The 13,908-nt window shown below is 75.1% G+C and carries 12 protein-coding genes; 4 read left to right on the top strand and 8 right to left on the bottom strand.

Annotation, left to right across the window (positions count from 1 at the left end):
* Window positions 1-65: 65 nt before the first annotated feature.
* The gene (locus tag ACZ6Y7_RS02355; protein ID WP_465755981.1) at window positions 66-1,238 is read right to left on the bottom strand and encodes a serine hydrolase domain-containing protein; all 1,173 of its coding nucleotides are present in this window, start codon (window positions 1,236-1,238) and stop codon (window positions 66-68) included.
* Between the two features lie 391 nt (window positions 1,239-1,629).
* Window positions 1,630-2,013, bottom strand: coding sequence for a MerR family transcriptional regulator (locus ACZ6Y7_RS02350; RefSeq protein WP_465755980.1), 384 nt, complete (start codon window positions 2,011-2,013; stop codon window positions 1,630-1,632).
* A gap of 126 nt (window positions 2,014-2,139) precedes the next feature.
* Here ACZ6Y7_RS02350 and ACZ6Y7_RS02345 point away from each other — a divergent pair, with 126 nt between their 5' ends.
* From ACZ6Y7_RS02345 to ACZ6Y7_RS02335, 3 genes are all read left to right on the top strand, one after another.
* On the top strand, window positions 2,140-2,805 hold the full coding sequence (locus ACZ6Y7_RS02345; protein ID WP_465755979.1) for a class II aldolase/adducin family protein: 666 nt from the start codon (window positions 2,140-2,142) through the stop codon (window positions 2,803-2,805).
* Window positions 2,802-3,296, top strand: coding sequence for a carboxymuconolactone decarboxylase family protein (locus ACZ6Y7_RS02340; RefSeq protein WP_465755978.1), 495 nt, complete (start codon window positions 2,802-2,804; stop codon window positions 3,294-3,296). Before ACZ6Y7_RS02345 ends, ACZ6Y7_RS02340 begins: the two co-directional genes overlap by 4 nt.
* Before the next feature lie 139 nt (window positions 3,297-3,435).
* Window positions 3,436-5,862, top strand: coding sequence for a helicase C-terminal domain-containing protein (locus tag ACZ6Y7_RS02335; RefSeq protein WP_465755977.1), 2,427 nt, complete (start codon window positions 3,436-3,438; stop codon window positions 5,860-5,862).
* 209 nt (window positions 5,863-6,071) lie between these two features.
* On the opposite strand, the gene ACZ6Y7_RS02330 is transcribed toward ACZ6Y7_RS02335, so the two are convergent.
* From ACZ6Y7_RS02330 to ACZ6Y7_RS02320, 3 genes are read right to left on the bottom strand one after another with little or no spacing between them, the layout of a single operon-like run.
* On the bottom strand, window positions 6,072-6,446 hold the full coding sequence (locus ACZ6Y7_RS02330) for a hypothetical protein (RefSeq protein ID WP_465755976.1): 375 nt from the start codon (window positions 6,444-6,446) through the stop codon (window positions 6,072-6,074).
* A gap of 33 nt (window positions 6,447-6,479) precedes the next feature.
* Window positions 6,480-7,271, bottom strand: a complete 792-nt coding sequence (locus ACZ6Y7_RS02325) for an isocitrate lyase/PEP mutase family protein (protein WP_465755975.1) — start codon at window positions 7,269-7,271, stop codon at window positions 6,480-6,482.
* 59 nt (window positions 7,272-7,330) lie between these two features.
* Entirely contained in the window at window positions 7,331-8,743 is a 1,413-nt protein-coding gene (locus tag ACZ6Y7_RS02320) for a cytochrome P450 family protein (protein WP_465755974.1), read from the bottom strand.
* A gap of 64 nt (window positions 8,744-8,807) precedes the next feature.
* Between ACZ6Y7_RS02320 and ACZ6Y7_RS02315 the strand changes: the two genes are divergently transcribed.
* On the top strand, window positions 8,808-9,653 hold the full coding sequence (locus tag ACZ6Y7_RS02315) for an ArsR/SmtB family transcription factor (protein WP_465755973.1): 846 nt from the start codon (window positions 8,808-8,810) through the stop codon (window positions 9,651-9,653).
* Between the two features lie 141 nt (window positions 9,654-9,794).
* Here the strand turns inward: ACZ6Y7_RS02315 and ACZ6Y7_RS02310 are convergent, their stop codons facing one another.
* The 3 genes from ACZ6Y7_RS02310 to ACZ6Y7_RS02300 form a co-directional block, all read right to left on the bottom strand.
* On the bottom strand, window positions 9,795-10,307 hold the full coding sequence (locus tag ACZ6Y7_RS02310; protein WP_465755972.1) for a DinB family protein: 513 nt from the start codon (window positions 10,305-10,307) through the stop codon (window positions 9,795-9,797).
* On the bottom strand, window positions 10,307-11,104 hold the full coding sequence (locus tag ACZ6Y7_RS02305; RefSeq protein WP_465755971.1) for a VOC family protein: 798 nt from the start codon (window positions 11,102-11,104) through the stop codon (window positions 10,307-10,309). Before ACZ6Y7_RS02305 ends, ACZ6Y7_RS02310 begins: the two co-directional genes overlap by 1 nt.
* Window positions 11,105-11,254: 150 nt before the next feature.
* Window positions 11,255-13,696 (bottom strand): terpene synthase family protein, encoded by a 2,442-nt coding sequence (locus ACZ6Y7_RS02300; RefSeq protein WP_465755970.1) that lies wholly within the window; start codon window positions 13,694-13,696, stop codon window positions 11,255-11,257.
* Between the last annotated feature and the right edge of the window lie 212 nt (window positions 13,697-13,908).

Raw genomic sequence — 13,908 nt, 5'->3', positions numbered from 1 at the left:
GGTTGTGTGCCCGCTCGGGTCCGCCTGCCGCGGTCCGACGAGCCGGATTCGCCTTTCCGAGGGCCTCAGTGGGGACCGGCGCAGAGCGTCGCGTCCACGGCCTCGTCGAGGCGGGCGCGTCCCGCCGCGTCGTTGCGCTGTTCGTTCACGGCGACGGTGACGGCTCGCCGTCCGTGCTCGGTGACGCCGACCCGGCTCTCGTAGCCGGGGATGCTCCCGCCGTGGCCCCAGTAGACGCCGCCGCAGGAGAGCGGCCGGCTCACCAGGCCGAGGCCGTAGGCGGCGCCTGGGCCGAAGGTGGCGGAGGCGTCGAAGGCCGCGCGGCGCATCTGCTGCAGCTCGGACTCCTCCAGGAGCTCGCCCCCGAGCAGGGCGGAGAAGAACCGGTCGATGTCGGAGGGGGTGGAGACCAACTGGCCGGCCGCCCAGGCCCAGGAGTGGTCGATGTCGGTGACGTCGACGAACGGCGCGTCGGCGGTCGCCCGGTAGTAGCCCCTCAGGTGCCGGCCCTGGATGGTGGTCTCGCCCGAGGCGGGGAAGTAGGTGTGGCGCAGGCCGAGCGGCTGGATGATCCGCTGGTCCAGCTCCTGGGCCAGCGGGTGGCCGGTCACCTTCTCGACCAGCATGCCCGCCAGGAGGTAGTTGGTGTTGCTGTACTTCCAGGTGCGGCCCCCGGGGCTGTCGGACGTGGAGGTGGCGGGGTGGGCGAGGGCGAGGGCGAGCAACTCGCCGGGCTCGTAGTGACGGATGTCGTCGGCGAGGTAGTCGCTGTAGTTGGGGAGCCCACTGGTCTGCTGCAGCAGTTGACGGACCGTGATCTCGTGACCGTCGCCGCCCGGACCCCGGACCCGACCGGGCAGGTACTGCTCGATCTCGCCGTCCAGGTCGATCCTCCGTTCGCCGACCAGCTGGAGCACCGCGACTGCGACGAAGGTCTTGGTGTTGCTCCCTGCCCGGATCGCACCGTCCCGCGGCACCGGCGCACCGGTCGCGAGGTCGCCGACGCCGGCCGTGCGGCTCTCGGTCCGGCCGTACCGGTCCCGCACGGCGGCCACGGCTCCGGGCACGCCGAGGTCGGCCACCAGGGAGTCCAGGCGACGCTGGAGCAGGGCGGCGGCCGGGCGGGTGGGATCGGACGGGGACGGCCCGGCAGCCAGGGCGGGCGCGGAGGCACCGAGCAGGGCGAGGCCGGCCGCGAGGGCGGCTACGGCGGCGCGACGCGGGGCAGACGTGGGCATGGTGGTCTCCCTTCGGGTGGGGAACTCGTTCGCTGGGTCCCACCAGACGATCACAGCCGTTCCTGCCCGATCGTCAGCACGCGGAAGGAGTCCGGTGCGCCGGCGTGCTACCGGGGGCGGAGCGGCTCTGGTCCCTTGGACGTAGCCGACCTGACGGCGGGTCCGGGCTGCGGCGGTGCGGGATGGGGCACAGCTGCCGCGGCAGTGCGTTCGCCCTTTCGTCCGCGGCCCCACTGCCGGGTTCCGGTCGGTCGTCGACGGCTGCCCTACCGCCGCACCCGCTTGGGCTTGGTCGGCCTCGGCCGCGGTGTCGAGGACCAGCAGCGGTCCGGGCCTTCGTCGTTGCCGGGGCTGTCCGTTGTCGTTGCCGGAGCTGCCGGGTCGATCGGCGTCAGGCGGGCTGGTTCCACGTCGCCATCTGTTCCCGGAAGGTCGGGCAGTCGACGATGTCCGGCCGGCCGCACTGGAGGGCGTGGGTCAGGAGCTGCTGGGCGTGGTCGAGGTCGACCCTGCGCTGCTCGATCTCGGCGATCTTGGCGCGGATCATCGCCTGCCGGCGCGGCTGGTCCTGCTGGAACTCCCTGACCTCGGCCAGGCTCAGCCCGGCTTGCTGGAACTTGCGCAGCAGCACGATCCGCTCGACGGCCTGCGGCGGATAGCGGCGCTGGCCGCTCTGGCGCTCGGGCGCGGGCAGCAGGCCGTGGCGCTCCCAGAAGCGGATGGCCGACGCGGGTACACCGGTGAGTTCGGCGAGCCGGCCGATCGTCAGGCGCATGCTCGGCCCCTCCTCTGTCGGTCCCCGTCCCGGCGCTTGACTTGAACCTTAGTTCAAGTCGCAGAGTGAGCGGCAGTCGCGGCGGCGAACGGGCCTCCGCCGAGGGAGAATTGGGAGACCGTCGAGATGACAGAGGCATCCGCGGAGAAGAGCCGGGCGCACCAGCTCGTCGAGGCCGCCCGGCAGTTGTTCGTGGCGGGGGTCATGTCGCACTCCGGACACGCCAACCTGAGCGTCAGGCTCGACGCCGACCGCTTCCTGCTGACGCCGGGATTCGTCCGCGACCTGGAGGCCGGCCAGTTGGCGACCGTCGGTCTCGACGGGCAGGTCCTGGCGGGGGAACTGCGCTCCGTCAGCGCCGAGATCATCACCATGCACAGCGTCGTCTACCGCGCCCGCCCGCAGGTGGGCGCGGTCATCCACACCCACTCGCCCGCCGCGACGGCCTTCGCGGTCGCCCACCGGCCGCTGCCCTGCCGCACCGAGCCGATGCTCCGCTTCGGGCAGCCCGAGGAGGTGCCGGTGGTGCCCTGGGGGCCGCGCGGGTCGGACGTGTCGATCCGGGGCATCGCCGACGTCCTCGACCGGCGCCCGACGACGTCCGCGGTCCTCCTGGCCAACCACGGGCTGCTGGTGTTCGGCCCGGACGCCGCGGCCGCCGCCCATCTCGTGGTGGCGATCGAGGAGAGCGCCGAGGCCGAGATCGCCGCCGCCGCGATCGGCGGGGCGGTGGACTTCCCCGAGGGCGCCCTGGAAGCCGTCCAGGCCTCGATCGCGCGGGTCGCGTCATGACCGACCGCGCCGCCACTGACCCCGCCCCGGCCGGCCACACCGGCGCCGGCCGCACCGGCACCGGCCGCACCGGCGCCGAGCGCACCGACGCCGGCCGCACCAGCGCCGAGCGTTCCGAAGCCCTGCGGGACCGCTACCGCACGACGCTCGGAGCCGTCCCCCACGGGGTGGAGGACCGCCTGCGGGTCGCCGAGGCCTACGGCCGGCTCGCCACCGAAGAGGCGTTCACGGCCCTTCGGCACATCGTGCTGGCCGACAGTCCCCTCGGCAGCCGCGTGCAACAACTGCTCCACTTCGGCCAGTTGCTGTCCCTCGGCCGAGCCGAACCGGCTCGGATCCACGCCCGGGGAGCGCTCCACGCGGGCGCCGGCATCGCCGAGCTCATCGGAGTCGCCGAAACCGCGCTCATCACCTCGGGCACGCCGGCCTACGCGCTCGGCATCGGGATCGTCGTCGAACTCCTGCAGGCCGAGCACACCGAGGCCGGCTGACCGCCGACCACGGCGACGCGGGACACGCGAAGCCGCCCGGACCGCCGGCGGCCCCGGCCCTCGCCGCACCCACCCCCGCAGGTGCGTCATCCTGGTGCTCCCGGCCGACCCCGGCGGGGCGTAGACGTCCTCCTCCGCGGTGAGGTGTCCCATCAGCAAGAAGAGCGGATCATCACTGGTCGCATGGCTGCACGGCCTGGACGCGGCCGAGTTGGAGCGGGTCCTCGCGGCGCGCCCGGACGCCGTGTCGGCTCCGGAACCGCGGTCCGTCGGTGAACTGGCGGAGCGCCTGCAGCGCCCGGCGTCGGTGGCGGTGGCCCTGCCCCGGCTCTCCCTGCCCTGCCTCCAGGTGGCGGAGGCCGTCGCCGCCCTGCCGGCCGTGTCCCGGGACGATCTGGCCGTCCTCCTGGACGCGACGCACGGTGACCGCGCCCGCGGCCTGGACGCCGCCCTGGACGCGCTGGCCGGCCGCGCCCTGGTGTGGCCGACCGGCCAGGGGCTGCTGCGGATGGCGGCCCCGCTGCGGGAGGTCTGGAAGTCGCCCCTGGGGCTCGACGCACCGCTCGTGCGACTGCTCGCGGGCGCGAACTCGGACGAACTGGCCCGCATGGTGGCGAAACTCGGCGTCAAACCCGCCGCCGCCAGGAAGGAGCTGCGGCTCGCCGCGCTGGTCGACCACCACAGCGATCCGGACCGGGTCGCCGCGCTGGTGGCCACGGCGCCCGCAGCCACCCGAAAGCTGTTGGAGCGTCGGGCACGGGAAGTTCCGCAGCGACCGGGCTTCCTCATGTTCGGCTCGCCGCAGGCCGGCTCCGAGCCCGGCGAGGCCTGGGCGCTGGAGCGGGGGCTGCTGGTCCGGGACCGCCACCGGTACGGACCGGCCCTGATGCCCGCGGAAGTGGCCCTCGCCCTGCGCGGCCCCGACTGGCACGCCCCGTTCACGCCCGTCCCGCCCGAGGTGCGGACGGTGCCCGCCGCCGCCCCAGACGTCGAACGGGAAGCCGCGGCCGCCTCGATGGCGTTCGCCGCCCATGCCGTGTCCGTCCTCGGCGTGTGCGCCGCCACCCCACCGGCCCGGCTCAAGGCCGGCGGCGTCGGCGCCCGCGAACTGTCCCGGATCGGCAAGGAGGCGCGGTGCGACGGGTTCCCGGTACGCCTCGTCCTGGAGACGGCGAGCGCGGCCGGTCTGCTCGCCCGGGACGGCGACCGGTTCGCGGCGACCGAGGCCTACGACACCTGGTCCGCGCAGGAACCGGCGGACCAACTCGCCGTGCTGCTCCGGGCGTGGTGGGCACTGCCGCGAACCCCCGGCGGGAGCCGCGACGAGGACGGCAAGGCTCTGCCGGCGCTCGCCGGGGCACCGCCCTGCGGAGGCTGCGTCCAGGCCCGGCACGGGCTGCTCACCGCCGCGTCGCACCTCCCCACCGGTGAAGGCGCGGCGGATCCGACGGACCTGGGGGCGCCGCTCAGGTGGCTGCGCCCGCTCGCCGACGACCTCCACCAGGACACCACGCCCTTCGGGACCCTGATCCGGGAGGCGGCCATGCTCGGCGCCCTCGCGCTCGGGGCCGTGTCCCCGATCGGCGCCGCCCTCCTCGCCGACGACGTCGAAGCCCTGACCGACGCCTGCCGACGTCTGCTGCCCGCCGCCAGCGGGACCGCCCGCTTCGGCAGCGATCTCACAGCCGTGGTCACCGGCACGCCGTCGGCGCGCCTCCTCGCGCTGCTGGACTCCGCCGCGGACCGGGAGACCGCCGGTGCGGCGTCCGTGTGGCGGTTCAGCCCGACCAGCGTCCGGCGCGCCCTCGACGCCGGCCGCACCCCCGAGGCCCTCGCCGCCGACCTGGCCGACGTCGCCGTCGACGCGCTTCCCCAACCGCTCTCGTACCTGATCCACGACACCGCACGCAGCCACGGCCGGGTGCGCGTCGTCTCGGCGGCCTGCGTGATCCACGGGACGGAACCCGCCCTCCTCGCCGAGCTGGCCGCACACCGCGCGCTCACTCGGCTCGGCCTGCGGCTGCTCGCACCGACGGTGCTGCTCAGCCGCACCCCGCTGGACAAGACGCTCGCGGCGCTGCGGTCCGCCGGCTACGCCCCCGTCGCCGAGAAGCCCGACGGGTCCGTCCGGATCGAACGGACCCAGCACCACCGCGCGGCGAGCCCCGTCCCACCCCCGCGCTCGCCGGGCAGCAGGCCCCGTGCGCAGCGCGCCGACGCCCGCACGCCCGTCGACCTGGCCGCCCTCGCCGCCCGGCTGCGGGGTGCCCCGCAGGACATCCCGGAGCCCGAGCCGGGGCAGGGCCGCCCCTACGACAGCGACACCGAGGAGATCATCGCCGGGTACGCCCGCAACCTGCCCTTCACCGACGTCCGCCGGCTCGCCCACGCCGTCAGCGACGGCCTGGCCGTCACGATCGAGTACGTCGCGACCTCGGGCAACGCGACGGTCCGCACCCTCAGCCGGCTCGAACTGGATGCTCCCTACCTGCACGCCTGGTGCCACCTGCGGAACGACGAGCGGGTGTTCACCCTCTCCCGGATCCACGGGGTGATGCCCGCGTAGCCCCGGGCGCAGGTGGCCCGGGCGCAGGTGGGGCGACGGAGGGACGAGCCGGGGCCGGTGGGCAGTGCGGGGCTCGGCACGTCCGAATCGTTCAAGACGCGCATCGGCCGGGCCGCCTAGCGTGACGGGCATGACCAGCACACCGGGTGCTCGGGCACCCGAGCACCCGGGCACCCGGGCGGCCGCGACCGGAGCCGCCGGGCCGAGGCTCAGCCGGCCGTGTCCACCACCGACGGCGCAGGGCCTGCCCCTGCCGCTCCGCCCGCGCTGCCCTCGGCATCCTCGGCGTCCCCGGCGTCCCCGGCGCCCGCCGCACCGCCTCCGCGCATCAGCACCAGGGTGAGCGCCGCGGCCGCCACCACCGCGACGCCGCCCACCGTGAAGGTGGTGGAGGTGGCCATGTTGAACGCCTCGCGGGCCACCGCGACCAGCCCGCCGTCACCCGTGGGGCCCAGGGAGCCCGTGGACCCCGTGGACCCCGCGACCGCGAGCGCGCCGGTGATGTCGTGGCGCGCGGCGGCCGGGGCGCTGTCGGGCATCGCGCCGGTGTAGGTGGCGGACAGGACGGTGCCGAGGACGGCCACGCCGAGCGCGGCGCGCAGTGAACCCCGGCCGCGCTAAAGCTCGCTGAGCGCCTGCACCTCCGCGTAGCCCGGCACCGGGCCGACCGGCTCGCCGGTGGCGACGGCGCCCGCCGTCGCCACCGCCGCCGCCAGCGCGGAGCGGTACAGCAGCGAGCCCAGACTGACCCGGGCCACCCCGAGCGCGGCCAGCTCGGCGAGTGCCGGACCGGTCGGCGTCCAGAGGATGTTGAGCGGGACGGCGAGGGCGCCGACCAGCCGGGCGATGGCCGTCGGCTCGGCCAGCCCGGGGGCGAACACGCCGTCCGCGCCCGCCCGCTGGTACGCCTCCAGGCGCCGGAAGGTCTCCGGCTCGGGGTCGTCCTGCCCGCACCAGTAGGTGTCGGTACGGGCGTTCACGAACAGCTCCGGCACGGCCGCCTTCACCGCCGCGACCTTCGCCGCGTGGACGTCGACCGGCGCCAGTGTGCCGTCCGCCCGGCCGTCCTCCAGGTTGATGCCGACCACCCCGGCCTTCGCCAACTCGACTGCCAGCTCCGCGACTTCGTCCGGGTCGTCGCTGAAGCCGGACTCCGCGTCGACACTCAGCAGGAAGTCGCCGCGCCCGAGCCGCCGCGCCAGCCGTACGGTCTCCGCGCGGGTGGCGGCCGCACCGTCGGGCAGCCCGGCGGCGGCCGCCACCCCGAGGCTGGTGGTCCCGATCGCGGCGTGGCCCGCGGCGGCGAGGGCGACGGCCGAGGCGTGGTCCCAGGCGTTGGGGAGCAGCAACGGACGGCCGGGGCGGTGGTGCAGGGCGGCGAAGGCGGTCATAGGCGCTTCGGGGGTCATGGCGCGGGCTCCTCGGTTCTGTTCGGACGGACTGGTGCGCGCTCGTGCGGCCGACGGCCTCATTCCGGCCGCCGGAGAGGCCCTACGGAGTCCGCGTAGTACCCGGACCCCGCGACGTGGTGGACGATCCGCCGGAAGCTCCAGCCGGTCCCGGGCGAGTCGTCCAGGACGGCCTCCGGCAGGGCGGCCACCCGGCGGGACCAGATGCCGGCCAGCCGGGTGAGACGGCTGCGGGCCTCGTCCAGGTCGGCCGCCGTGAACGGGGCGAGGTCGGCCGGGGTGGTGACGTGGGAGGCGTGCCAGTGGTCCGGCTCGGTCGGCTCGCCGGCCAGCCGGGCGTCCAACTCGGCCAGGTGGTCGAGGAGATGATCGCTGACGCGGCGAACGGCCTTGTGCGGCGTGTAGGTTCGGCCGTCGCCGTTGACGATCGGGCGACCGTCCCAGGCTGTCCAGGACGCGGCCACGGAGAGCACGTGGTCGACCATCTTCGGTACCAGCGCGGCGAGTTCCACCTTGTCGAGCTCCTTCACCTGCTCCCTGGGGGAGGCCGCCACGTCCGGGTCCGCCGTCTCCCCGGCCGCCACGTCCTGGTCCGCCGTGTCCGGGCCCGCGGCGCCCGCGGCACCCGCGTCCGCAACGTCCAGGTCCGCCGGGTCGGAGGCGCCGAACAGGATGCCCTCCGCGAGGACCAGGGCGTGCGAGCGGCCCGGGCAGATCCGCGGCGGGGCGCCGAAGCCGAGCACCACGCCGCCCGGCGCCTCCGCCTGGGCGGCCGCGATGTCCAGCACCACCTGCGTCCCGGCCGGTACGGCGGCCCCGCCGACCTCGGTCGACCGGGCGGCGAGCCGACGCATCACCCGCACCGGCGGGTCCTCGCGCAGCGCGTCGGCCAGTCCGTCCCGGTGTCGCCGGGCCCGCTCGACCAGCGCGGCGGTGGCGTCGCAGGCCTGGACCAGCAGACCGATCCGGTTGGCCGCAGTCTCGCCGTCCGGGTCACCCACGGCGCCGTCCCCGTCGACGGCGTCGCCGTCCAGGCGCACCGCCGGCAGCAGCCGGGCCACCGCCGCGTCCGCCTCCGGGTCCTCGGGGGCGTCCGCGAAGTACGCGCGGGCGACCGTCGCGACGTCCCGCGCCACGGCCTCCGGGTCGGCCAGCCCGAGCGCGCCCGCCAGTACCCGCACCACCCGCAGCCGTACGTCCGTCTCGAAGCCGCCCGCGGCGGCCACCCGCAGCGCGGCCGGGTCCAGCCGCGCCAGGTCGGCCAGCACCAGCGCCCGGCGCCGGGCGTGCGCTTCGCCGGAGCTGAACCGGGCGACGGTGGCCCGCAGCCAGGCCACCCCGGCGGGCGCGCCCGGGGCGACGGGCGGCGCGGGGAGCGGGACCAGCGCCGGGTCGGCGAGGGCCGCCGTGACGTCGTCGTCGTGGGAGAAGGTCATGGTTCCGGAGCCGGAGACCACCGTCGTTTCGGTCATGCCGTCATCGTGGACCCGGGTCGTTTCGGCCCCCGCCGAACTGTGCCGGAGCGACCATGGACGCATGTCACCGAAACCCCGCCCCGCGAAAGCCCACCCCGCGGAACCCCGCACCTCGCAACCCCACCCCTCCGCACACCGCCCCCCGGCCCCGCGCCCGGACTCCCCCGCCCGCCCCGGCTCCCCGGCCCGGCGGCCCTCCGACCACGGCGGCACAGCGCTCGCCGCCCTCGCCGCCCTGCTCGCCGACCCGACCCGCGCCGCCTTCTGCTCCGCACTGCTCGACGGCCGCGCCTGGACCGCCGGCGAACTGGCCCGGAGCGCCCGCGTCGCGCCGTCCACGGCCAGCGAGCACCTGTCGCGGCTGATCGCGGGCGGCCTGCTCGCCGAGGAACGACAGGGCCGGCACCGCTACGTCCGGATCGCCTCGCCCACCGTGGCCACCCTGCTCGAAGACCTGACCGCTTTCGCCGAGTCCGGCGGCTCCGGCACCCCGGCGCCCCGCAACCTGGGCGAGGCCGGCCGGCTGAGCGCCGAGGCCCGCGCCCGGACCTGCTACGACCACCTGGCCGGCCGCCTCGGCGTGGCCGTCGCCGACGCGCTGCTCGCCCGCGGCCTGGTCGCCGACGAGGCCGGACTCGCCGTCACCGCGCGCGGCCGGGACTGGCTGGCCGCGCAAGCGATCGAGCTGCCGCCGCGCGCGGGGAGCCGCGGCGGGCGCCCGGTGGTGCGCAGCTGCCTGGACTGGACGGAGCGCCGCAGCCACCTCGGCGGCGCGCTGGGCGCGGCGCTCTGCCGGACCGCCCTGGACCGCGCCTGGGTGGAACGGATCGGCTCCGGCCGGGCCCTGCGGGTCACCCCGGACGGCGGCCGGGCGCTCCACGAACTCCTCGGCGTCGAAGCCCCCTGACGCCCGCCCCGCCCTGAACGCGCCATCCGCGACGAACCCGCCTGCGACGCCCCGCCCTCAACGTCCCGCCCTCAACGCGCCACCCGCAACGATCCGACCCCCCGACCCCCGACCCCGGCCCCCGGCGCCCCGTCCCCGCCCTCACCCCATCGACTTCGCCCCGTCCAACGACTCCCGGATGATGTCCGCGTGCCCCGCGTGCTGCGCGGTCTCGGCGATCACGTGCAGCAGCACCCGACGGGCCGACCAGGTCGCGCCCGGTTCGAACCACGGCGCCGCCGGGAGCGGGTGGGCGAGGTCGAGGTCGGGCAGGGTGCGGACCAGTTCGTCCGTCCCGCGCGCCACCCGCTCGTACTCGGCGAGCAGCCCGGCGAGCGTGTCGCCCTCGACCATCCGGAACTGGGCCTGCCACGCCTCGGCGGCGTCCTCCCCGGTCGGGTCCGCGTCCCCGGCCCGCATGGCCTCCGCGCCGCCGGTCATGAACCGCACCCAGCGCGCCTCGACCGCCGCCACGTGCTTGATCAGCCCGCCCAGGCACAGCTCGCTGACCGTGGTCCGCTCGGCCGCCTGGGCGTCGGTGAGGTCGCGGACGGCGCGCCGCAGCAGGCCGCGGTGGGTGTCGAGCGTCTCGACGAGGTCCTCGCGCTCCCCCATCAGACGTCCACCGTGGTCGGCTGGTCGCCGACGGTCCGTCCGAGATCGATGATCCCGAAGGCCGCACCCTGCGGGTCGCCGACCGCCGCGAACCGCCCGAACGGGCTGTCCATCGGCCCGAAGTGGACCTTGCCGCCGCGCGCCGTCAGCCGCTCGATCGCGGCGTCGGTGTCGTCCACGGCGAAGTAGACGCTGATGTACGAGGGCGCTTCGGGCGGCAGGAAGTCGCCCTCGGCCCCCATCCGGCCCAGCACCGGCCGGTCGCCGACCTGGAACATCCGGTAGTCGAACTCCTCGGAGTCCATCCTCTTCACGCCGTACGGGAAGACCGCCGGGAAGAAGGCGTCCGCCTTCGCCGGCTCGCGGGTGACCAGTTCGGCCCAGCTGTACGCACCGGGCTCGCCCTGCTTCTCGAAGCCCTCGTGCCGCCCGGCCTGCCAGACGCCGAACACCACGCCGCCCGGGTCCTTGGCGATCACCATCGTGCCGAAGTCACCGACCTGCATCGGCCCCATGACCACCTCGCCGCCGTTGGCGCGGATCCGCGCGGCGGTGGCCCCGGCGTCCGGCGAGGCGAGGTACAGGCACCAGGCCGACTGCGCCTGGTCACCGGGCATCGGCGGGACGACCGCGGCCACCGCCTTGCCGTCCGAGTACGCCTGCGTGTAGTTGCCGAACTCCGACGAGCTCTCGCCGAAGGTCCAGCCGAGTACGTCTCCGTAGAAGGCCTTCGCGCCTTCCACGTCGGTGAACATCGCGTCGGCCCAACAGGGTGTGCCCTCAGGTAGCGCAGCCATCTCTCTGCCCTCGTGTGCGGCGAAGTGCGCACGCCGGCAGGCGCACGCCGACCCCCGACTCGTCAGCCTAGCCACGACGCGGCGCACCCGCGCGGGATGGCCCGCACGGGTGCGCCGGAGGCTCGGGCGCCGCTTGCCCGCGCCGACCGCTCAGTGCTGCGGCACCGCCCCGCTCAGCGGCGGCCGCAGCGAACTCGTGCCCAGGCCGGTCGGCCCCAGCGGCACGGCCCCGGTCGGCACGGTCGACGCCGCGCGGCTCGACGCCGCGCCGCTCTGCCCGGCTCCCGCCGCCACCCGCCGTGCCTCGGACGCCTCCGCCAGGTCCCGCCCCGGTCCGTAGTGCCGTTCCAGGTCCGCCTCGCCGTACCGCCGGCAGCCCTTGTGCCAGCTCAGGATGCCGGTGAGCCAGTTCTCCAGCACGCCGACGTACCCGTCGAGCAGGTCCCTGGCCTCCCGCTCCAGCCCGAAGTCGTCGTACATCACCGGGAGTTCCTTCTGCGCCACGTGCTGGAACTGGCCCAGCCGCGAGTGCATCAGGTCGTCGACGATCCGGACCGCCGACGCGTAGTCGCAGTTGAAGAAGGACTGCACCACCAGGACGACGTTGTGCAGCTCGCCCTCGTACTCGATCTCCTTCTGGTACGAGAAGAGGTCGTTCATCATGCACGCGTAGTCCATCGCGGAGTTCTCCAGCGCGCGCATCGAGCCGTGCTCGAACACCTCGCCCGGCACGGTGTCCCCGAGGCCGACGTGGCAGAGACTGGTGGTGAGTTCGGAGCCGAAGGTGGAGCGGCGCATCTCCAGGTAGTCCACCGGGTCCGGGATCCGGTGCTGGATCGCGTTGGCCAGCTCCCAGATCCAGGCTTCCAGCATCGCCTCCACGGCCACCCGGAACCGCCCCCGGCCCTCGACGTCCAGCAGGGCGGCGGTGCGCTCCCAGAGGTCGGCGAGGCTGCGTTCCAGCGCGTTGACGGGCTGCGGCGCGGGGGTGCCGTCCACCGGCATGAGCAGCGACAGCCGCTTGTTCGCGGCCTTGGCGCCGGCCAGGTCGCGGGCGCGCCCGAAGGTGCTGGGGTAGTAGTCGTCGGCCCAGGTGCCCCACACCAACCAGGCCGTGGCGAGATCGAGTTGGTCGGCGGAGGCGTCCGGGTGGATCCCGGCGGAGCAGAGCGCGAGGTCGTAGTCCCGGATCGCCTCGGTGTCCCAGATGCCCGAGCCGGGGATGGCCGGGTCGGCCTCCAGCAGGCCCATCCGCTCGGCCCACTCGACCGCGCGCTCCCGGGCACCGTCCAGGTGCGGGCTCAGTCTGAGCTCGTACGGCAGCTTGAACTCGGGCAGCCGGGAGGGCCCGACGGCCTGGTACGGCACGTGCCCGTGCGAACGCGCCCGCCGCTCGGCCGGACCGGCTCCCACGCCAGCCTCACCCGCGGCCGCCCTCGCGCTCCCACCGCGCAGGACGTCCAGCGCCGAGGTCCCGATGCCCCCGATCGCGTACTGGTCCCACCACCGACCGGGGCCCGACGGACCCGACAGGCCCGGCAGCCCCGGCAGCGCGCCGCCCGCCCCGGGTGCCACCCCGCCGCCCGAACCCGCCGACGCCCCACCACCGTTCATGTACCGGCTGGAGCGCATGTGCCACTCGTGCCCGCCGGACTGCCAGTCCTGCAGGCCCTTGACGTACGCCATCACCTTGGCGCGGCCCTCCGGGCCCAGCCCGGTCTCCGCGAACAGCACCGGCAGTTCGGTGAAAACGGTGTTCTCGAACTGCTGCAGCCGCGAGGTGAGCAGGTCGTTGACCGCCTCGGCGGCCTCCTGGGTGGTGCACTCCAGGAACCGCTCCAGCACCAGGATGCCGTTGCTCAGCTCGCCCTCGTCCTCCACCTCCCGCTGGTACGAGAAGATGTCGTTGCGCAGGTGCACGCCGTCGGAGAAGGCGTCCATCAGCACCCGCAGCGCCCGCGAGCCGGACACCTCCGCCGGCACCTCGGCCCCGGCGGCGTACTCGACCAGCTGCGCGGACCACGGCGCACCGCCGACCTTGCGGCGCATCTCGATGTACTCGACCGGGTTGGCGACCCGCCCCGCGTCGATGTTGGCGAGTTCCCAGAGCGACTCGTTCAGCAGGTTGCGGGTGCTCCGGGCGAACCGGATCCGCCAGTCCTCGCCCATCGCCGGCACGGTCCGCCGCCAGAGGTCGGCCAGCCCCGCCTCGACGGGGTTCCCCGGCTCGGGCACCGGCGCGGCCGGGTCGGCCGGCATGAACAGCGGCAGCCGGTCCAGGTGCGCCTTACCGGCCTCCCGGTCGTTGGTGCGCTTGTACATGTCGAGGAAGTGGTCGTCGAAGAAGAAGACCCAGACGTACCAGTCGGTGACCAGCGACAGCGCCTCGGCCGAGGCGTCCGGGTGGGTGTAGGCGCACAGCAGGCCGTAGTCGTGGGCCTCCAGGTCGGCCTGTTCCCAGATGCCGGAGCCCTCCAGCATGCCCATCTCCCGGGCCCAGTCGGTGGAATGGGCCCGCGCCTCGTCCAGATGGGGGTTGAGGCGTGCCGGGTGCGGCACGTAGAAGGACGGCAGTTCGAACGGCTGGGTCACGGCGGGCGAGCCTTTCTGGACGCGTCGATTGGACCAAGAATGACCCGCGGCCCGGATGCCGCACCGGCACAACAGGAACAGTCATATGAAATGACCCACCTGCTCGAACCTCCGCTCGAACGGTCGCCCGAGCAGCCGACCAGCCTCGGAACGTACGTGCGGCCCCCACCCCCTGCCCCACTCACTCCCACCCGAACCACCCGCCCGGCCGA

This window comes from Kitasatospora sp. NPDC053308 (genome assembly GCF_055585785.1).
The sequence above is the reverse complement of the archived record's forward strand: the minus strand, read 5'-3'. Positions and strand labels throughout refer to the sequence as shown.